Origin of the sequence: Pseudomonas libanensis, assembly GCF_001439685.1 — a bacterium.
GTDB lineage: Bacteria > Pseudomonadota > Gammaproteobacteria > Pseudomonadales > Pseudomonadaceae > Aquipseudomonas > Aquipseudomonas libanensis.
In genome coordinates this window covers 83,243-102,772 of the sequence record NZ_JYLH01000003.1, presented here as the reverse complement: position 1 = coordinate 102,772, position 19,530 = coordinate 83,243, and the positions used below count along the sequence as shown (strand labels likewise).

The following is a 19,530-nucleotide window of genomic DNA, read 5'->3' as shown; positions in this document are numbered from 1 at the left end:
GCAATCGTTTGCGCGATACCCCTGTGATTCGCTCAAGTATTGGCAAATGCCGCCGAAGAAAGAATGTTGGAACTATCGTGCACCAACGCTTCCCACTAGATAATTTGCCGAGCATCGCTATGAGATCAGGATGATCCTGGCCTCGGCCAGGAGCTCTCATGTCTCAACCTCGTGCCCGGATTGCCTCCCAGTTAGGTCTCGCACTTGCCGTGATTCTGGCTATCGTTATCAGCGGCAGTACCGTCTTCGCTCTGCGTTCCCTCGACTCTGCCAACCTCGACACCCGTGAGGAACACCTGGCCAGCGAGGCGCGTTTGCTTGCCGACCAACTCAATACCTTCCACAGCACCTTGCGCGAAAGTACCCAGCGTTTGAGCGGGCTGTTTGAAAAGCGCTTCGTCGCCGGCTTGAGTGTGCGTGCTGACCAACCGGTGGCGGTGGCCGGCGTGCAGACCCCGAGCCTTTACCTGGGCGACGAGGTGCTGAACAACAATTTCGAAGAGGTGGATGAGTTCAAGCAGATGTCTGGCGGCGTGGCCACGGTGTTCGTGCGCAGCGGCGACGACTTTATCCGCGTCAGCACCTCGCTGACCAAGCAGGATGGCAACCGCGCCATCGGCACTGTGCTGGACCGTCAGGGCGCGGCTTACCAGCGCGTTGCCGAGGGGCAGACCTATATCGGTCGTGCGGTGTTGTTCGACCGTTCCTACATGACCCAATACAGCCCGGTGCGTGACAGCAGCGGCAAGGTCATCGCCGTGCTGTTCATCGGTTTCGATTACACCGACGCCCAGAACGCCCAGTTTGAAAATCTCAAGCGCTTCCGTATCGGCCAGACGGGCTCCCTCGCGCTGCTGGATGAACAGAAGCATTGGCTGGTGGCGCCAGCTGGCGTGCAGGGGCCGGATGAGGCCATTGCGGTGATGCTCGACCTGGCGAAGAAACCGGGAGCTGGCCGCTTCTGGAGCGACAAGCACGAGGACTTCTACAGCGTCTCGGTACCGTTCGACGGCGGCCCATGGGCGGTGGTCGCGAGCATGCCCAAGGCTGAGATTCGCGCCGTGACTTGGGAAGTCGGTATCCGCCTGGTAATCGGCAGTGTGCTGGCGATGTTGCTGGCAGTGGGTGCCACGGTGTGGTTGTTGCGCAGCAAGCTGGCGCCATTGAGCGACCTGGTACGCCAGGCAGAAGCCCTGGGCGCGGGCGACTTGAGCGCACGCCTCAACGTGTCCAGCCATGACGAGATCGGCCAGTTGGCGCGCAGTTTCAACCAGATGGGTGACGCGCTGTCGACCATGGTTTCGCATATCCGCAACGCTGCCGAACAGGTCAACAGCCGCGCCCAGGCGCTGTCAGGTTTGTCCGGTGGTGCCTATGAAGGCATGGAACAGCAGTCCGGCGAAATCACCAGCATGGCCGGCGCGGTGGAAGAATTCAGCGCCACTTCGTTGAACATCGCCGACAACATGGGCAATACCGAGCGCCTGGCGCAGGAGAATGCCCAGCAGACCCGCATTGGCCGCGATTCGATGCAGGAGGCGTCATCTTCCCTGGAGCATATCGCCACCGCCCTGAACAGCACCGCTGCGGTGATCAACACCCTGGGCCAGCGCTCCCAGGAAATCGGCGGGATCGTTGGCGTAATCACGGCCATCGCCGAACAGACCAATCTGCTGGCGCTCAACGCCGCCATCGAAGCCGCCCGCGCCGGTGAGCAGGGTCGGGGTTTCGCCGTGGTCGCCGACGAGGTGCGCAACCTGGCGTCGCGCACCCGTCAGGCTACCGATGAAATTTCCACGATGATCCAGAGCATCCAGCAGGAAACCGGCAATGCCATCAGCACCATGGAACACGGCAATGTGCTGATGCAGGAAGGCCTGTCGCGTAACGCCGCCGTGGCCTCGGCCCTGGCACGTATCGACGAGCAAAGCCGCTCGGCCGGCCAGCAGTTCGCTGCGATCACCACCGCGACCCAGGAGCAGAGCAGTACCGCCACCTTGCTCAGCAGCAACTTGCAGAGCATTGCATTGGCCAACAGCGAGCAGCGCGAAGTGGTGTCGAACCTGGCGGTTACCGCCAAGGAGCTGGAGACGTTGGCGGCAGGCTTGCGGCAGGAGGTCGACCGGTTTCGTTGAGGCTCAGGGCTCCCCAAGCCCTGGATCCACGCGCTTGCCTATGTCCTTGAGCCGCGCCAGTTGGTCGACCATGCCTGGCGCTTCGTCCAGGCTGGTGACGAAGGTCCACAGATAGGTCATGACCGCGTAGATGTGGCCAGCCTTGATCGCTGGGGTCATGGCTAATTGGCTGATCGCAACCACGAACAGTAAGGCTGCGATCACGCCGATAAACAGGAACGCCGCGGCCTCGCGGTCTGACAGCCAGATACGCAGGCGTGACAGCACTTGGTAGTGGCGTCGCAGGGTCGACGCGCCGACCTTTTCGACCAGGCCGATTTCTTTTTCCAGGCGATTATTCAGGCGCTCGTGCAGCGCCTGATTACGTTGGGCAAAGCGTGGCAACAAGGTCATGCACAGCAGCAGCGCGGCCAGGCACGCCATGCCTACCCATGGCTCAATCACGATCAACATCACCGCCGCGCCCACAATCGATACCAACGCCGTGGCAATGGTTGGCACGTGTTTTTCAAAAAAGTCGACAAACTCCCGTGCAAGCACCACCCGTGCCGCCGATTTCGAGGTGCTGTGGTTCTGTAGGCGCTGGTTGAGAATGACCGGTACCGCGAGGTCGGCGTAGATGCGCGTGAACGTGCGCGTGTCCAGCGCCCGTCGCGCCGCCCCCACGGCCCAGAACGCCATGACCACGGCGGCATAGAGCAATGCACTGGCGGTATCGCCGCGGATAATCGAATCCACCGCGAACCCGGCAAACAGCGGGTAAGCCAACAACAGTGCGTTCTCCAGCGCCACCAGCGACAAGGTGCAAGACAGCTTGCGGGGATAGGCTTTGGCAATAGCCTTGAGCGTCTGACTGGCGGACTGTTGGCCGATTTTCTTGCTTTCTTCGATCAGAATGTGTGGGGTGACGGATGTCATGGGTGCACCAAAGAAGTGATAGACGCTATTATTGAGCGACTGCTCAAGTATCCTTGAGCGATCGCTCAAAAAGCAAGCGCCGCTTATCTGTCCACGCTTGAAGGAATTGCTCAATGTCGCGTATCGACCGTAAAGACCAGATCATCGCTGCCGCCCTGGAGCTGTTTCGCAGCAAGGGTTTTGCCGATGTATCCACCCGTGACCTGGCCGAACATGCCGGGCTATCGCGCAGTCATGTCTATCACTACTTCAGCGATTGGAATGAACTGCGCCGCGAAGCCTTTGTACGCTTTGCCAATGAGCAATTGGACGAAGTGCGCGAGCCCTTGGCCGATGCGCCACCGCTGGAGGCGCTCGTGGGGTTCTTGCACGACTGCCTGCCCAGCACTGCCGATGCCGGTTGGGCGCTCTGGCTCGACGCCTGGGACGAGGCCATGCACGACGCGCAAATGGCCCAGGCTTACCTGGTGATCAACGCCCAATGGCAAGGCATGCTTGCCGAGGTGATCGAGCGCGGCGTTGCCGCCGGTGTGTTTCACTGCGAGTCGCCCCAACGCGCAGCCCGGCAGATTTTTGCCCTGGCTATGGGCTATGCCGATGACCTGATGCTCAAGCCTTCCACCGAGTCGGCAGAGGCGGCATTGGATGAGGTGCTGGAAGTGGCGAGGCTATTGCTGGGATTTTCCTGAACGCTGCTAGCCAATCGCGGCCGGTCGGTATTGCAAGGCTTCTGCCAAATGATGGCGAGCGATGCTGTCTACTTGCTCAAGGTCCGCTAGTGTTCGCGCTACCTTGAGCAGCCGGTGTGCGGCGCGCAGGGATAGGGTCAGCCGTTCACACGCGGCCTCCAGCCAGTTTTCATCGGCTTTTGCCAGCAGGCAGTGTTCGCGCAGCCGCGGCAGATCGAGGAACGCATTCGCACAGCCCTGGCGCTGTTGCTGACGCTCGCGGGCTTGCGCTACCTGGGCGGATGCCTGAGCGGTGGTTTCGCCGACCTGTTGAGAGGGGTTCAGCGCAGTGGTCTCCCGGGCCACCGTCAGGTGCAAGTCAATGCGGTCCAGCAACGGCCCGGAGAGTTTGTTGCGATAGCGCTGGATCTGCTCCGGCGTGCACCGGCAACGCCCACTGGGCTCGCCCATGTAGCCGCAAGGGCAGGGGTTCATCGCCGCGACCAGTTGAAAGCGCGCCGGGAAACTCACCCGGTCACGGGCTCGGGAGATCACGATATGCCCCGACTCCAATGGCTCGCGCAGCACTTCCAGCACCTTGCGATCAAACTCCGGCAGTTCATCCAGGAACAACACCCCGTGGTGGGCCAGGGTGATTTCCCCCGGTTGCGGCTTCGAGCCGCCACCCACCAGCGCCGGCCCGGACGCCGAGTGGTGTGGTTGGCGGAACGGGCGGTTAGGCCATTGGCTCAGGGGCTGGAGGCTGACCACGGATTGGATCGCTGCCACTTCCAGGGCTTCCTGCTCGCTCAGCGGCGGCAGCAAACCCGGTAACCGGCTGGCGAGCAGGGTCTTACCGGTGCCCGGGGGGCCACTGAACAACAGGTTATGCGCGCCGGCCGCCGCGATCAGCAGCGCACGCTTGGCCGCCAATTGGCCCTGTACCTCACTCAGGTCCGGGTAGGGTTTGTTCGAATACAGCAGGCCGTCGGATGTGTACGGTTCAATCGGCATGTGTCCATTCAGGTGCGCCACCACCTGCAGCAAATGATCCACGGCAATCACTTTCAACCCAGACGCCAGACACGCTTCCTCGGCATTGGCTCGGGGCACTATCACGGTGCGCCCAGCCTTGCGCGCTGCCAGTGCTGCCGGCAGTACGCCTTTCACCGCCCGCACCTCGCCGGATAGCGCCAGCTCTCCCAGGCACTCCACCTCATCGAGCATCAACGCCGGCACCTGCACGCTGGCCGCGAGGATCCCCAGGGCAATCGCCAGATCAAAACGCCCGCCGTCCTTGGGCAGGTCGGCGGGCGCGAGGTTGAGGGTGATGCGACGTGCTGGGTATTGCAGCGCCGAATTCAGGATGGCACTGCGCACGCGGTCTTTGCTTTCCTTCACTGCGGTTTCGGGCAAACCCACCAAGGTGAGAGACGGAAGGCCATTGGCCATATGCACTTCGACAGTGACGGCTGGGGCTTCTACACCGACCTGGGCGCGGCTGTGGACGATGGCGAGGGACATGCTCGTTCCTTGAATGGGAGGGCCGCTTCCTGCGGGTTCTTCAAGGGTAGACGAGGGGGGGTGGAGCGGGTCGGGGGAGGTTTTACAGAACGTATCCGGGCGGCAACGCAAAACAAATGTGGGAGCTGGCTTGCCTGCGATGGCGGTGTGTCAGCAAAGAATCGTCCGCTGATGCACCGCCATCGCAGGCAAGCCAGCTCCCACACTAACCGTGTTTATTCAGCAGAGGATGGCGCCAACCGTGCTTCAAGTTCGGCGACTTTGGCCTCCAGGCTCTCCAGCCGCGCACGTGTGCGGGCCAGTACCACCATCTGGCTATCGAATTCTTCGCGGCTGACCAGGTCGAGCTTGCTGAAGCCACTTTGCAGCAAGGCCTTGAACTGGCTTTCGATTTCATTGCGGGGCAGCGGAGTGTCGCCGCTGAACAGGCGAGAGGCGTGGCCGCTCAGGGCGTCGAGGAGGTCTTTGGGCGCGAGCATGGGACATATTCCGGAAAAACAGTTGGCCGGCAGTGTATCACGCAGCGTCTATAGTCTTTTCACGTCCCCGCTGCGCACGCTTTTCGCGCAGTGGGGCGGGCAGTCGCGCACCGTTTTGATGCGCATTGCCGCCGCGCAAACGCCCCGAGGGTGGGCACAAGTGGGCAAAGGACTGTTTTCAGTGGTTTTTACGGAGCTGGCAAGGTTTCTGCTTAGACGATCATGACCCATGCACTGACGCAGTCGCTGTGACGAATGCAGTGCGCCGAGGGATCAGGGGGTAAAGGTTTCGTCACCAGTGGTTCGCTGGCGTCGCGACGGCATATGCCGAGGCGACGATGCGTTACAAAGCCAGGCGCTGCGCTTAGACTTGAGACGGGTTTGTTTTCCTGGGGCAAGTCCACCAATTCGGGAGAGAGTTTTCATGAAGCTAGTCACTGCCATCATCAAGCCGTTCAAGTTGGACGATGTACGCGAGTCACTGTCCGAGATCGGCGTGCAGGGCATTACCGTTACTGAGGTCAAGGGCTTCGGTCGGCAGAAGGGTCATACCGAGCTGTATCGCGGCGCGGAATACGTGGTCGATTTCCTGCCGAAGGTGAAGATCGATGTCGCCATTGACGACAAGGATCTTGACCGGGTTATCGAGGCGATAACCAAGGCGGCCAACACTGGCAAGATCGGTGACGGCAAGATCTTCGTGGTCAATCTGGAACAGGCTATTCGCATCCGTACCGGCGAAACCGATACCGACGCAATCTAAGCCGCCAAACCCCAACGCCCCAGGAGAAAACAATATGACTCTGCGTAAATTCGCAGGGCTCGGAGCCCTGCTGTCCATCGTAATGCCAGGCCTGGCCATGGCGGCAGATGAAGTGGCTGCTCCAGTCCTCAACTCTGGCGACACTGCCTGGATGCTGACCGCCACGGCACTGGTGCTGTTCATGACTATCCCTGGCCTGGCGCTGTTTTACGGCGGCATGGTCCGCTCCAAGAATATCCTGTCGGTAATGATGCAGTGCTTTGCCATCACTGGCCTGATCAGCATCCTGTGGGTCGTCTACGGCTACAGCATCGCGTTCGATACCACCGGTATGGAACAGGGCGTGGTCAATTTCAATTCCTTCTTCGGCGGCATGGGCAAGGCGTTCCTGGCGGGTGTCACCCCGGCCAGCATTACCGGGCCTGCGGCGCTGTTTCCGGAGGCGGTGTTCATCACGTTCCAGATGACCTTCGCCATCATCACCCCAGCGCTGATCGTCGGTGCTTTCGCCGAGCGTATGAAGTTCTCCGCGATGCTGATCTTCATGGCGATCTGGTTCACCCTGGTCTATGCGCCGATCGCGCACATGGTCTGGAGCGGCAACGGTGGCCTGATGTGGGATTGGGGTGTGCTGGACTTCGCCGGCGGCACCGTCGTGCATATCAACGCCGGTGTGGCTGGCCTGGTGGCGTGCATCGTGCTCGGCAAGCGCAAAGGCTTCCCGACCACGCCAATGGCCCCGCACAACCTGGGCTACACCCTGGTGGGTGCGGCCATGCTCTGGATCGGTTGGTTCGGCTTCAACGCCGGTTCTGCTGCGGCGGCCAACGGCACTGCGGGCATGGCGATGCTGGTTACCCAGATCGCCACCGCCGCTGCGGCACTGGGCTGGATGTTTGCCGAGTGGATCACCCACGGTAAACCAAGCGCACTGGGGATCGCCTCGGGCGTGGTGGCCGGTCTGGTCGCTGTCACACCAGCCGCTGGCACCGTAGGGCCGATGGGCGCCCTGGTGATCGGTCTGGTCGCCGGCGTGGTGTGCTTCTTCTGCGCTACCAGCCTCAAGCGCAAGCTTGGCTATGACGACTCCCTGGACGCCTTTGGCGTACACGGTATCGGCGGTATCGTCGGTGCGATCCTCACGGGTGTGTTTGCAGCACCCGCCCTGGGTGGCTTCGGCACTGTGACCGACATTGCTGCGCAAGTCTGGATCCAGTGCAAAGGCGTCGGCTTCACTGTGATCTACACGGCGATCGTGACCTTCGTCATCCTCAAGGTACTGGACATGGTCATGGGGCTGCGTGTCACCGAAGAGGAAGAGGCGGTAGGCCTCGACCTGGCGCAACACAACGAGCGCGGCTACAACTTGTAAGCACATGAAAAAAGATGCCCGGCTTGCCGGGCATTTTTTTGCCTGGCGTTTGTCTGTGGCTAAAGGTGCGTGGGTTTTTTGTCGACTTTTTGATGGGATCCACGCGGCACTTTCAAGGGTGCAAATGTCTTACAGCTATGAAGGCGTATTCGGCACTTTGTTTTTTCCCAGAGCGCGCTAGAATGCGCGCCGATGGGCGGAGAACTGTATGTGGCAACAGACCCTGATTACCCTGCGGGCCAAGCCCCGGGGCTTTCATCTGGTAACGGACGAGTTGCTTGCCGGCTTGCCTGAATTAAAGGCGTGTCGTGTGGGCCTGTTGCATCTGTGGCTGCAGCACACCTCGGCCTCGTTGACCATTAACGAGAATGCCGACCCGGCGGTTCGCCGTGACTTCGAGCGGTTTTTCAACCTGCTGGTGCCGCAAGGCAGCGCCGGGTTTGAACACAACGACGAAGGTCCGGATGACCTGCCGGCGCACTTCAAGGCCAGTCTGCTGGGCTGCCAGCTGAGTTTGCCGGTCAAGGCCGGCCGCTTGGCGATAGGGACCTGGCAAGGTGTTTATCTGGGCGAGCACCGTGATCATGGCGGTGCTCGTAAAGTCCTCGCCACCTTGCACGGTGAAGGGGCATAAGCCACTGGTTATCCGGTGGATGTTGATTTTTTTCCGGCGACCTCGACAGAGGGTGAAGCTGGGCTATAACTAATCTGCTTTTCGCAAGTCATGAGGTAGAACATGAGCGACGATGATCTGGAACAAGACGACCTCGAAGTAGGTGATGAAGACGAAACCGAAGACGGTCTTGAGGTAGCAGCCGAAGACGTTGCTGAGGACGTCGATGAGAGTGTTGGCGATGACGTGGCTCCCAAAGCCAAAGGCAAAGCCAAGGCTGCTGTTTCGGTAGACGAGCTGCCGAGCGTTGAAGCCAAGAACAAAGAGCGCGATGCCCTGGCCCGTGCGATGGAAGAGTTCCTCGCTAAAGGCGGCAAAGTGGTCGAAGTCGAGCCCAACGTGGTGGCTGACCCACCGAAGAAGCCGGACAACAAGTACGGCAGCCGACCCATCTGAGGTCTGCCTCCTGCTTGCCGGAAAAGCCCGCCGTCGCTGCGGGCTTTTTCACGCCTTATGATTTGTCCGAGCCTTGGCTATCCCAATGTGGGAGGGGGCTTGCCCCCGATAGCGGCGTATCAGCACCAAATTTACTGGCTGACCCACCGTAATCGGGGGCAAGCCCCCTCCCACATTTTGTCCTCAGTGTTGTCGCTATAGCGTTACTGCCAGCTGTGGAGCAACTCCGGCAACTCCGTCAGGCTGCGAATCTGGGCATCCGGGCGCTTGTCACCCTCCCAGGTCTTGCCCGTGGGGTTGAACCACACCGCCCGCAGTCCCGCCTGCTGCGCGCCGGCGATGTCATCCCCAGGATGATCGCCCACATGCACTGCCGCGCTGGCGTCCACACCGCCACGTTGCAGCGCCTCCTGAAACAGCCGTGCATCCGGCTTGGCGATGCCGATATCTTCAGCGCGCAGGGCAAAGTGAAAGTAGTCCGCCAGGCCCACACGCTGCACATCGGCATTGCCATTGGTGATCACCCCCAGCAGGAAGTGCTGGCGCAGCGCCTTGAGCATCGGCTCGGCTTCCGGGAACACGGTGAGTTGGTGACGTGCGTGGATGAACGCTTCGAAGCAGACATCCGCCATCTCTGTGGCCTCAGGCTGGGGATAACCGGCTTCCTCGAACGCATGCATCAACACGCGATGGCGCAGCAGGCTGATGCGATGCTTGAGCTCGGGATGACGCTGCAAAACCTGCTGGCGCAGGCTGGCAAAATGCTCAAGGGGCAAGTCGCCTACCTTGGACGCATTGACCGCCAGCCATTCACGCATCGACGCTTCGGCGCTGATGATGACGGGTACGTTGTCCCAGAGGGTGTCGTCCAGGTCGAAGGTGATCAGCTTGATACTCATAAGTCGTCGCCCTTGATGCGTTTGGCCCGTGGATGGGCGCTGTCGTAAACCGTTGCCAGGTGCTGGAAGTCGAGATGGGTGTAGATCTGCGTGGTCTTGATATCGGCGTGGCCGAGCAGTTCCTGGACGGCGCGCAGGTCCTGGGAGGACTCCAGCAGATGGCTGGCGAAGGAGTGGCGCAGCATATGTGGATGCAGGTTCTGTCCGAGTTCCCGCGCACCGGCGGCCTTGACCCGCAGCTGAATCGCCCGTGGTCCCAGGCGCCGGCCTTGCTGGCTGACAAACACCGCATCGTCCTCAGGATTGGTCAACAGGCGCAGCGGCAGCCATAGCTCGAGAGCTTCCCGGGCCTTCCTGCCCACGGGCAGTACGCGGGTCTTGCTGCCTTTGCCGAGGACTTGCACCAGGCCATCTGCGAGGTCCAGTTGATCGAGGTTAAGGCCGGTCAGCTCCGACAGGCGCAGGCCCGAGGAATAGAACAGCTCCAGGATCGCCTGGTCGCGATGGGCCAGGAAGTCATCTTCCACGGCGCCATCGAGCAACTGCAGGGCGCGGTCGGTATCCAGCGTCTTGGGCAGGCGTCGTTCGCCTTTGGGCGGGGACAGGCCATTGGCCGGGTCGTGGTCGCACAAGCCTTCGCGATTGAGGTAGTGGTAGAGACCACGCACCGCCGACAGCAAGCGAGACAAGCTGCGCGAGGACTGGCCTTGCTGGTGCAGCCGTGCGATCAGACTGCGCAGGGCCTGTATATCCAGGGCTTTCCAGCTGCTGACGTGCTGTTTTTCGCAATAGGCCAGGACCTTGTTCAAGTCCCGCCGATAGGCTTCGAGGGTGTGGGGCGACACCTGGCGCTCGTTGCGCAGATGAGCGCAGTAGGCGTCCAGTTGCCGCTCCATGGTCAGCGCACCGCGCGCAGGGTGGTGGTGTGGCGTGGCAGGACGCGGCCCAGCACTTCTGCGATGTAGGTCAGGAACAAAGTGCCCACCGAGCTCTTGTAGTGTGCAGGGTCGCGGCTGGCAATGGCCAGTACGCCGTGTAAGCCCTGATGGCTGAGGGCAATGACTGCAGTAGAGCCGATCTGCTTGCGCTGTTCGGCCCCGAACAGGAAGTCCAGTTCATGTTCGCGCAAGGTGCCGCTGACGGTCTTGCCTTCGGAAAGAAGGCCACCGATGGCGGTCTGCGCCTCGCCACCTGTGACCCAGCGACCCACCGGCATTGGGTTATCGCTGAACAGGATCAGGCTGACAAAAGGCACCTGGAAATCCTCGCGCAGGCTGTCTTCCACGGCGATTACCGTTTCTTCCAGGCTGACGGCGTCCATCAGGGTCAGGATCAGGCGGCGGGTCTTGTCGAACAAGCGGTCGTTGTCGCGGGCCACGTCCATCAGATGGGAGAGCCGATGGCGCATTTCGATATTGCGCTCGCGCAGGATCTTCATCTGCCGCTCCACCAGCGACACGGTATCACCGCGCTGGTGGGGGATGCGCAGGGCCGGCAGCAACTCTTCGTGCTCTACGAAGAAGTCCGGATTAGCCTCAAGGTACGCCGCGACAGCAGCGGCCTCCAGGCTTTCACTCGGGGTAGCGTGTGCGGGTACTTGAGGCTTATCGGTCATTAGCTTGGCTCACTCATAGACGGACCTGTCCTTCGTATACACGCGAGGCCGGCCCGGTCATCATTACCGGGTGGCCTGGGCCTGCCCACTCGATGGACAAGCGTCCGCCGGGCAGGTCGATCAGCAGCGGCGAATCCATCCACCCCTGGCTGATCGCGGCCACGGCAGCGGCGCAAGCACCGGTGCCGCAAGCCTGGGTTTCGCCGGCGCCACGTTCCCATACGCGCAATTGCGCACGGGTACGGTCGATCACCTGCAGGAAGCCCACATTGACCCGTGCCGGAAAGCGCGGGTGATGTTCGATCTTCGGCCCCAGTTCGTGTACCGGGGCGTTATTGATGTCGGTGACCCGCAGTACGGCATGGGGGTTGCCCATGGACACGGCAGCGATATCCACAGTCTTGCCATCCACATCCAGCGGGTAACTGAGGGCCTGCTCGGTGGCCTGGAACGGAATATCCGCCGGCACCAGGCGTGGCGCGCCCATGTTGACGCTGATCTGGCCGTCACTGCGGATATCCAGTTCGATCACGCCGCCCTTGGTCTCGACGCGAATCTGGCGCTTGGCGGTCAGGCGCTTGTCGAGCACAAAGCGCGCAAAGCAGCGCGCACCGTTGCCGCACTGTTCCACTTCGGAACCGTCGGAGTTGAAGATCCGGTAGCGGAAATCCACCTCCGGGTTGCTCGGCGCTTCAACCAGCAGCAACTGGTCGAAGCCGATGCCGGTGTGGCGATCGCCCCACTGTTTGGCGTGCTTAGGCAGGATGTGCGCGTGCTGGCTGACCAGGTCGAGGACCATGAAGTCATTGCCCAGCCCGTGCATCTTGGTAAAACGCAGCAGCATGGCTTACTCCGGCAGCAGGCTTTCGCCAGCATACAACTCGGCTACCGTCTCGCGGCGACGCACTTCAAATGCTTGATCACCGTCCACCAGCACCTCGGCGGTACGCCCGCGGGTGTTGTAGTTGGAACTCATGACAAACCCGTAGGCACCGGCCGAATGCACGGCCAGCAGGTCACCTTCTTCCAAGGCCAACTGACGATCCTTGGCCAGGAAGTCGCCGGTCTCGCAGATCGGGCCGACGATGTCATAGGCGCGGGCCACGCTTGCGCGAGGCGTCACGGCGGTGACATTCATCCAGGCCTGGTACAGCGCCGGGCGGATCAGGTCGTTCATCGCCGCATCGACGATGGCGAAATCCTTGTGTTCGGTGTGCTTGAGGTACTCGACCTGGGTCAGCAGTACACCAGCGTTGGCAACGATATAACGGCCCGGCTCGAACATCAGGGTCAGGTCGCGGCCTTCGATGCGTTCGCGCACGGCCTGGATATAGTCGGCGATCGCCGGTGGTTCTTCATCGCGATAACGCACGCCCACGCCACCGCCCAGGTCGATGTGGTGCAGGTAGATGCCGCACTCGCCCAGGCGGTCGATCAGCGCCAGCAGGCGGTCGAGCGCATCCAGGAAGGGTGGCAGGGTGGTCAGTTGCGAACCGATATGGCAGTCGACGCCCAGCACTTCCAGGTTCGGCAGTTGGGCGGCGCGGATGTACACGTCTTCGGCGTCGGCGATGGCGATGCCGAACTTGTTCTCTTTGAGACCGGTGGAAATGTACGGGTGGGTGCCGGCGTCGACATCCGGGTTGACGCGCAGGGAGATCGGCGCGCGAACGCCCATTTCGGCGGCAACGACCTGCAGGCGCTCCAGTTCGTCGGTGGACTCGACGTTGAAGCAATGTACGCCGACTTCCAGGGCGCGGCGCATGTCATCGCGGCTCTTGCCGACCCCGGAGAACACGATCTTGTCAGCCTGGCCGCCGGCGGCCAGTACGCGTTCCAGCTCGCCACGGGACACGATGTCGAAACCGGCGCCCAGGCGCGCCAGGACATTCAGTACGCCCAGGTTGGAGTTGGCCTTGACCGCGTAGCACACCAGGTGCGGTACGCCGTCGAGCGCGTCGGTGAACGAGCGGTATTGGGTTTCGATATGCGCACGGGAGTACACATAGGTCGGGGTGCCGAACTGCTGGGCAATCGCGGACAACGCCACGCCTTCCGCGAACAGCTCGCCGTCCCGGTAGTTAAAAGCGTCCATAAGTGTCCCTTAGTAGGTGTCGTGCTTATGCGCTTTTGACGGCTTTTGCGACGATTGCGCCTGTTCATTCGGGTCTTTGCTGTCATCGGGAAGGTACAGCGGGCCTTTTTGACCACAGGCACTGACGAGACAGGCGACCGCGACGAGCGCAGCAAGGGAAGAGATCAGGCGCTTCATGGCGAAATCCTTGAATATGCATTAATTGCGCCCGAGTATACCGACCACCCGCCAGCTTGCCTATGCGCCGCACTACCCGTCCGGCGGGGGTTTGCCGAGATGACTGGGAAGCGGGTTACGCTGTTAGAGGATATTTCGTACTGCCATCTGTAATGAAATCGGTATCCTTTGCAATCGGCGAAGCGCGTCCGTATCGTGCGGCGCTTGAGCAAAACCAGACACTTTTGAGGTTGCCACGATGAGTTTGACCGAAGCCCGTTTTCACGACCTGGTGGATTCGACCCAGCAGGCGCTGGAAGATATTTTCGACGACAGCGGCCTGGATGTGGATCTGGAGAACTCGGCGGGTGTGCTGACCGTTAAGTTCGAGAACGGCACTCAGTTGATCTTCAGTCGCCAGGAGCCGTTGCGCCAACTGTGGCTCGCAGCGCGCACCGGTGGTTTTCACTTCGATTACGATGAAGAGGAAAACCGTTGGGCGCACGACACCACTGAGGAGTTGCTGAGCGAAATGCTTGTTCGTCTCACGAAGGAACAGTCCGGCGCTGACCTGGACTTCGACGAGATCTGATCGTGACCGAGCCTGCACCCGTACGCCCGCCCAAGCCGCTGTTCAGCAATGTCAGCCCGGCGGTGCCGTCACCTTGTATCAGTTTCTGTCGCCTGGACGAACAGAAGGTCTGCCACGGCTGCTTCCGCCATGTGGAAGATATCCGCGAATGGCGCTCCGCCGACGATGCGCGGCGCCGGGTGATCTGCGCCGAAGCCGAGCAACGCAAGGCACGCGCCTGACGTCGTCTTGTTTATTTGTGTCGCTGTGGTAGTGTCCGGATACACCTCAACGCATCGAGGTCCGTGAGAACCCCGCCTTTTCCTGGCGGGGTTTTGCTTTTTTTGTGCAGAAAAAAGGAGTCTGCCTGAATCATGACCGCACCTTCCATCATTCTTACCCGTCTTGACGTGCAGCGTCTTGAGCAACTGATCGACCGCTTGGGCGACGAGTTTCCCGGCGTCGCAGCGTTGCAAACCGAACTCGACCGCGCCGACGTGGTTGGCCACGATGAAGTGCCCGCAACTGTCGTGACCATGAACTCCAGCGTGCACTGCCGTGAGCAAGGCAGTGGCAAGGACTATCACCTGACCCTGGTCTACCCCAAGGACGCGAATGCCGACGAAGGCAAGATCTCGATCCTCGCGCCGGTGGGCAGTGCCTTGCTGGGCTTGCAAGTGGGCCAGCATATCGACTGGCCTGCGCCGGGCGGCAAGACCCTCAAGCTTGAACTGCTCAACGTCGAAGGCCAGCCCAAAGATGGCGGCGCCTTCACGCTCTAAATCTGATCCAGCGCCGCATTGAGTGACTGTTCCAGTTCTGCCTTGTAGCGCAGGTACAGATTGCTCGGGCTTTGCACGTCCCCCAGCAGGCCCGACAAATCCAGATCGGTGATATAGCAGCGGTATCGTTCGGTTTCCTGGCGTTGCGCGACGATCTCCCGGGCTACCACGGCAAACAGTTGGTCGCCAAATTCCAGCTCGGAAAATTCCCGCTGATTGCAGTACAACGTAATCCCCACCTGGCCCGGCGCGCCCTTGCCGATAATCGCCTGCACGTCATAAAACGGCTTGTCGGCAGGATTTTGCGGGGCTGGCCTTGGCTCGACGCGGCGCGCGCGGGAGTTGCCTGAGGGCAATAGCTGGTAGTACAGGGTGTGAATCTCACCCAGGGGTGGCTGTGCGTCCAGGGACGATAACGCCTCCCGGCGATAGAGGATCGATTGCAGGAAACGTTGCAGTGGCGCCAACAGACTCTGTTCATCGTGGAATGGCAGGCGCTGCTGCCAGAGGGCATTGAATTCGTCGAGCACATACAGCTCGGCGAAGCCTTCGTTGACCCGATAGAACACCTGCACGCAATCGGCCTGGCCCATGGGCAGCAGCAGCGCCAGGTCGTGGTCTTCCAGGGCCATGGCGTCAAGGTGCCACGGGCTATAGCTGGCCAGTTCCTCACTGAGGTAGGCAATCAGTGCGTCCTGTGTGGGCAGCGGCACATGAGTAGCCTGGCCCGGTGTCAGTTCCATCACGTGATAGTGCTGCTGCACCTGAAGCAGGTAGCGGTAATTGCCGTGGCTGAGCAGCAGGTTCTGCGCAGTGTCGAATACCTCCTCCACACGCTGGGCAATGAACTGCGCACGGTTGTGACAGAAGCAGCGCACCCGCAGCCGTGGCAGATGATCCGGCGGCAGTTGGTTGAGATAGTCGCGCAGGCAGTCGAGCAGCGCGTGGGGGCCGTCGTAGCGGCTGACCATCACCTCGTTCCAGCTATTGAGCGTGACCTGGTCCAGGGTCAGCACCAGGTTGTCGCGTACACCGGCATAGCTCAGGGAGTCGGTGCGCTCGGTGGTCATCAGGATATTCAGCTCGCGATGATGCTTGAGCGGGTCGACGCCGACGTTGATCAGCAACAACACCTCTTCCGGCACTGCCGGACGCAGCAGGCGGACTTCATCGACGCTGGCCAGGGGCAGGGCGATGGTCTGCTGCAGGCTGCCCAGCAGGTTGAACAACTCGAACTCGGTCATGTCGCTGGTGCCGGGGTGCAGCGCCAGGCGCGTACTGCTGTCGATTACCCCGTTGCGGTGGCACCAGGTAAGCATTTCCAGCAGGTCGCGGCTGCGCTTGATCGGCGCGAAGTGCTCCCATTCCAAGGCCGTGAGGTTGCCGTTATACAAGCCCCAATGGTACTGGCCAGCTTCCTTGCGGTTGGGCGACTGCACCAGTGTCAGGGTATCTTCGGCCAGGTCGGGAGCAATACCGGGGTTGATGAACTCAACCTTGCCGGCTTTGCGCTCAAACGCTGCATACAGGCGCCGGCCCAGCACATTGAGGTCACGCTTGTTTATCAGGCTGACGGTCTGTTCGGTACGGGCGAACTGGGTGAGGAAGCGGTAACTGTAGTTCAGCTCACTGACCAGGGCTCGGCGCTCGGAAGCGACCTGGCGCACTTTCCACTGGCTGCGGCTGTCCAGCAGGGCCAGTTGGCGTGGGTCCCAACCCCACTCTAGAGCCAGGCGCTCGAGCAGCAGCCGTTGCCAACGGGTAGTGCGCTGGCCGACGCTGAGCTTGCGGTTGACCTTCAGGTACAGGCTGCGCCGCACCAGTTCCAGGCGCTCTGGCTCGTTACGAGCCTTGAGGTACTCCTCGATGCGGCGGTAGACCATGATGTAAGGGTCCAGCTCATCCAGATCGACCTGGTTGGCGAACACCGCCTGTTTAAAACGCAGGCTCAGGCATTGCACGTTTGGGTGTTCGCTGGCGTAGACCTCGGTCAGCAGCAGCTTGAGCACCGACTTGTAGGGGGATTCGATGCCCTTGAACAATTGCCACAGCCCGGCACCCATGAACTCGCCCGGCGGGATGTGGGCCAGGTGGCCGAGGTCCAGGGTCTCGTCGGCGCGGATGAAACGCTTGGACAGCAGTGTGTGGGTAAATTCGGCGTAGCGGCTTTCTTCATACACCGGCACCAGCCACCAGATCGGCGTGCGCCCGGCCAGCCATATGGCGGTGCGGTAGAACTCGTCCAGCAGCAGGTAGTGCTGGGTGGTGCCGCAATCGTCGGAACTCAGTTGCGTGTCGCGCTCACCCAATACGAAGCGCGTCGGCTCGATCAAAAAGAAATGCGCTTCGGCGCCCATGCCGAGGGCCCAGGCCTCCAGCAATTGGCACTTCTTGCGCAGCTCGGCCAGTTCGTTGTCGTTCAGATCGGGCGCATGGCACACCCACACATCCATATCGCTTTGATCGGCCTGGGCCAGCGTGCCGAGGCTGCCCATCAGGAATAGGCCGTGGATCGGTCGGGGCGGGTTGCCGTGGCGGGGCTTATAAGAGAACGAGCGGGTCAGGCGCTGGGCTTCGGTCAGGGCCTGATCGTCAGGCTCGAAATTCGACAGCCCGGCCGGGGTGGTGCTGGAGACGTAGCCCGGTAACAACGGGTGATTGACGTGGAAAAACAGCGGCAGCAGGGTCAGCACGCTTTGCTGGCGCGGGGTCAGCCCCTCGACGGCACGGGCCATGCGCTCTTCATTGAGTGCCATGAAGCGCGCGCGCAACTGGGTCAGCACCTTGCGGTCGATGCCTTCGTCCAGGTCGGGGCGGATTTCATGGGTGCGGGTCATGTCGAACTCGGCGGCTCGCAGGGCCCGACGTGGGCGGCCGTGTAGGAGTTTACAGTCAGAAGCGTAGGAGGTTTAGAGGGGAAATGATTTTGGTGTCAGAATTTTCGCCGTTGCGCAGCAAGACCCTTGGAATCCGCAAGGACGGACTCCACGGGCGGTATCAGTTATCAGGCGGCTTCTTTGGTCGAGCTGGTGGTCAGGATAGTCAGCAGGGTTTGCGCTTGTTCGGCGGCGTCGCGACCCAGGCTGGTCAGATAACCGCCATCCGGCTGGTCGATCAGTTTTTTCTCGAACAGGCGCTTGGCAGCGGCAATGGCGGCAGGAGCGGCAGTCTGGTGGACTTTCAGACCTTCCTGGGAGCTGCCCAGGTTGAAGAGTGCAAGGATTTCCAGTTCGGCAACCAACTCGGGGGTATACGACATAAGGACTCCAGACTTTCTAAAATTTATTAGAGGCTAGCAGGCCATAAGGTGAACGCACTTTGGCGGGCTGTCCAGTGAGAAAGTCGTAGGTATTGATATGGCGCAGATTTGTGGCGAGGAAGCAGGCTTCCCGGCCACGCCAAGGCTGGTTTCAGTTGTTTTCAGGCGGTAGCTCAGGGAGCGCTCGCAGCGCCGTTTCATACCATTCGGTATCGAAAGCACGGTCTTCTTCGAGCATCTTGTCTATCTCAACGGCCAGCACATGGGCCATGAGGTTCAAAATGTCTTCGCGCTCGTAACCTACCAGGGTCAGTTTATTGAAAGTGGCCTTGGCGGCAGGCGGGTTGTCGCTTTCGATCTGGTTTTCAATGGCCTGGGTCAGCGTGCTTTCGGTGAACTCTTCTTCGTCGTTATCAATATCGGTCGGCTCGCTCATGGCAGGCTCCTCAAGGAAAGGACGCCAGTCTACCGCCATTCAGGTAGATGATGCTGCTGGTCAGCCCGGCTTCGGGCATCTATAACGCTTGCAGCCAACCCCGCACCCGGCCTGGAGGCTTTGCGATGCTCAAGCTTTACGGATTTTCGGTCAGCAACTACTACAACATGGTGAAACTGGCGTTGCTGGAGAAAGGGCTGCCTTTCGAAGAGGTGCCTTTTAATGCCGGGCAAACCCCCGAAGCGCTGGCGATAAGCCCCCGCGGCAAGGTGCCGGTGCTGGGCGTGCCCCGGGGATTTATCAACGAAACCAGCGTGATCCTCGAATACATCGAGCAGACTCAGGAAGGCCCTGCGCTGCTCCCGGCCGAGCCGTTCCAGCGTGCCCAGGTGCTGGCGTTATGCAGGGAGATCGAGCTGTACATCGAATTGCCTGCCCGTGCCTGTTTCGCCGAGGCTTTTTTCGGCATGCCGGTGCCGGAGGCGATCAAGGAAAAATCCAAGGCCGAGTTGTTGCTTGGGATCGCTGCGTTAGGTCGGCACGGTAAGTTCGCGCCTTATGTGGCGGGGGACAGTTTCACGATTGCGGATTTGTATTTCATGTACAGCTTGAACCTGGCTTGCGGCGTGGGCGAGAAGCTGTTTGGGCTGGACCTGCTGGCTCAGTTGCCGCAGGCGAAGGCATTGCTGGGGCGCCTGAATGAAATGCCCAACGCGCAGAAGGTGGAGGCGGACAGGCAGGCGGCGATGCCGGCATTCATGGCGATGATTGCGGCCAAAAAATAATCAA

22 protein-coding genes and 1 pseudogene are annotated in these 19,530 nt (G+C 61.0%); 11 read left to right on the top strand and 12 right to left on the bottom strand.

The window, feature by feature from the left end:
- Positions 1–158: 158 nt before the first annotated feature.
- Positions 159–1,232: pseudogene (locus TU73_RS29735) on the top strand (Cache 3/Cache 2 fusion domain-containing protein); the annotation flags it as partial.
- A gap of 42 nt (positions 1,233–1,274) precedes the next feature.
- Positions 1,275–2,135: a methyl-accepting chemotaxis protein gene (locus tag TU73_RS29730; protein ID WP_483312720.1), complete on the top strand. Its 861-nt coding sequence runs from the start codon at positions 1,275–1,277 to the stop codon at positions 2,133–2,135.
- 3 nt (positions 2,136–2,138) lie between these two features.
- Here the strand turns inward: TU73_RS29730 and TU73_RS05825 are convergent, their stop codons facing one another.
- A complete protein-coding gene (locus TU73_RS05825; protein WP_173668895.1) occupies positions 2,139–3,053 on the bottom strand; it encodes an ABC transporter six-transmembrane domain-containing protein in 915 nt (304 codons plus the stop codon).
- A gap of 113 nt (positions 3,054–3,166) precedes the next feature.
- Here TU73_RS05825 and TU73_RS05820 point away from each other — a divergent pair, with 113 nt between their 5' ends.
- Complete coding sequence (locus tag TU73_RS05820) at positions 3,167–3,742, top strand: TetR/AcrR family transcriptional regulator (RefSeq protein WP_057011410.1); 576 nt, start codon at positions 3,167–3,169, stop codon at positions 3,740–3,742.
- A 6-nt stretch (positions 3,743–3,748) separates the two neighbouring features.
- Here TU73_RS05820 and TU73_RS05815 read toward each other — a convergent pair whose 3' ends face one another.
- Both TU73_RS05815 and TU73_RS05810 read right to left on the bottom strand, forming a co-directional pair.
- A complete protein-coding gene (locus TU73_RS05815; RefSeq protein WP_057011409.1) occupies positions 3,749–5,245 on the bottom strand; it encodes a YifB family Mg chelatase-like AAA ATPase in 1,497 nt (498 codons plus the stop codon).
- A 215-nt stretch (positions 5,246–5,460) separates the two neighbouring features.
- Entirely contained in the window at positions 5,461–5,724 is a 264-nt protein-coding gene (locus TU73_RS05810; protein ID WP_005792456.1) for an accessory factor UbiK family protein, read from the bottom strand.
- Positions 5,725–6,148: 424 nt separating this feature from the next.
- Between TU73_RS05810 and glnK the strand changes: the two genes are divergently transcribed.
- The 4 genes from glnK to sutA all read left to right on the top strand — a co-directional run bounded on the left by glnK (position 6,149) and on the right by sutA (position 8,928).
- A complete protein-coding gene (glnK, locus tag TU73_RS05805; protein WP_002555808.1) occupies positions 6,149–6,487 on the top strand; it encodes a P-II family nitrogen regulator in 339 nt (112 codons plus the stop codon).
- A gap of 34 nt (positions 6,488–6,521) precedes the next feature.
- On the top strand, positions 6,522–7,859 hold the full coding sequence (locus TU73_RS05800) for an ammonium transporter (RefSeq protein WP_043046900.1): 1,338 nt from the start codon (positions 6,522–6,524) through the stop codon (positions 7,857–7,859).
- Positions 7,860–8,067: 208 nt separating this feature from the next.
- Positions 8,068–8,493: a secondary thiamine-phosphate synthase enzyme YjbQ gene (locus TU73_RS05795; RefSeq protein WP_057011408.1), complete on the top strand. Its 426-nt coding sequence runs from the start codon at positions 8,068–8,070 to the stop codon at positions 8,491–8,493.
- Positions 8,494–8,595: 102 nt separating this feature from the next.
- Positions 8,596–8,928, top strand: a complete 333-nt coding sequence (gene sutA, locus TU73_RS05790) for a transcriptional regulator SutA (RefSeq protein ID WP_057011407.1) — start codon at positions 8,596–8,598, stop codon at positions 8,926–8,928.
- A 203-nt stretch (positions 8,929–9,131) separates the two neighbouring features.
- Here sutA and TU73_RS05785 read toward each other — a convergent pair whose 3' ends face one another.
- From TU73_RS05785 to lptM, 6 genes are read right to left on the bottom strand one after another with little or no spacing between them, the layout of a single operon-like run.
- Positions 9,132–9,827, bottom strand: a complete 696-nt coding sequence (locus tag TU73_RS05785; RefSeq protein WP_057011406.1) for an HAD family hydrolase — start codon at positions 9,825–9,827, stop codon at positions 9,132–9,134.
- Positions 9,824–10,723: a tyrosine recombinase XerC gene (gene xerC, locus TU73_RS05780; RefSeq protein WP_057011405.1), complete on the bottom strand. Its 900-nt coding sequence runs from the start codon at positions 10,721–10,723 to the stop codon at positions 9,824–9,826. Before xerC ends, TU73_RS05785 begins: the two co-directional genes overlap by 4 nt.
- A gap of 2 nt (positions 10,724–10,725) precedes the next feature.
- Positions 10,726–11,442, bottom strand: a complete 717-nt coding sequence (locus TU73_RS05775) for a DUF484 family protein (protein ID WP_057011404.1) — start codon at positions 11,440–11,442, stop codon at positions 10,726–10,728.
- A 13-nt stretch (positions 11,443–11,455) separates the two neighbouring features.
- Complete coding sequence (gene dapF, locus TU73_RS05770) at positions 11,456–12,286, bottom strand: diaminopimelate epimerase (RefSeq protein WP_043046906.1); 831 nt, start codon at positions 12,284–12,286, stop codon at positions 11,456–11,458.
- A 3-nt stretch (positions 12,287–12,289) separates the two neighbouring features.
- Positions 12,290–13,537, bottom strand: a complete 1,248-nt coding sequence (gene lysA / locus TU73_RS05765; protein WP_057011403.1) for a diaminopimelate decarboxylase — start codon at positions 13,535–13,537, stop codon at positions 12,290–12,292.
- Between the two features lie 9 nt (positions 13,538–13,546).
- On the bottom strand, positions 13,547–13,714 hold the full coding sequence (gene lptM, locus TU73_RS28080; protein WP_003195417.1) for an LPS translocon maturation chaperone LptM: 168 nt from the start codon (positions 13,712–13,714) through the stop codon (positions 13,547–13,549).
- 238 nt (positions 13,715–13,952) lie between these two features.
- Between lptM and cyaY the strand changes: the two genes are divergently transcribed.
- From cyaY to rnk, 3 genes are all read left to right on the top strand, one after another.
- Positions 13,953–14,285, top strand: coding sequence for an iron donor protein CyaY (gene cyaY, locus TU73_RS05760; protein ID WP_057011402.1), 333 nt, complete (start codon positions 13,953–13,955; stop codon positions 14,283–14,285).
- A 2-nt stretch (positions 14,286–14,287) separates the two neighbouring features.
- Positions 14,288–14,506, top strand: a complete 219-nt coding sequence (locus tag TU73_RS05755) for a DUF1289 domain-containing protein (RefSeq protein ID WP_057011401.1) — start codon at positions 14,288–14,290, stop codon at positions 14,504–14,506.
- 132 nt (positions 14,507–14,638) lie between these two features.
- Positions 14,639–15,046, top strand: coding sequence for a nucleoside diphosphate kinase regulator (gene rnk, locus TU73_RS05750; protein WP_057011400.1), 408 nt, complete (start codon positions 14,639–14,641; stop codon positions 15,044–15,046).
- On the opposite strand, the gene TU73_RS05745 is transcribed toward rnk, so the two are convergent.
- The 3 genes from TU73_RS05745 to TU73_RS05735 form a co-directional block, all read right to left on the bottom strand.
- Complete coding sequence (locus TU73_RS05745) at positions 15,043–17,883, bottom strand: class I adenylate cyclase (protein ID WP_057011399.1); 2,841 nt, start codon at positions 17,881–17,883, stop codon at positions 15,043–15,045. The two genes, rnk and TU73_RS05745, sit on opposite strands and share 4 nt — an antisense overlap.
- A 167-nt stretch (positions 17,884–18,050) precedes the next feature.
- Positions 18,051–18,305: a TIGR02647 family protein gene (locus TU73_RS05740; RefSeq protein WP_043046912.1), complete on the bottom strand. Its 255-nt coding sequence runs from the start codon at positions 18,303–18,305 to the stop codon at positions 18,051–18,053.
- A gap of 151 nt (positions 18,306–18,456) precedes the next feature.
- Positions 18,457–18,741 carry a hypothetical protein gene (locus tag TU73_RS05735; protein ID WP_043046913.1) on the bottom strand — a complete coding sequence of 95 codons (285 nt, stop codon included), beginning with the start codon at positions 18,739–18,741 and terminating at the stop codon, positions 18,457–18,459.
- A 125-nt stretch (positions 18,742–18,866) separates the two neighbouring features.
- Here TU73_RS05735 and TU73_RS05730 point away from each other — a divergent pair, with 125 nt between their 5' ends.
- Positions 18,867–19,526, top strand: a complete 660-nt coding sequence (locus TU73_RS05730; RefSeq protein WP_057011640.1) for a glutathione S-transferase family protein — start codon at positions 18,867–18,869, stop codon at positions 19,524–19,526.
- Positions 19,527–19,530: the final 4 nt, after the last annotated feature.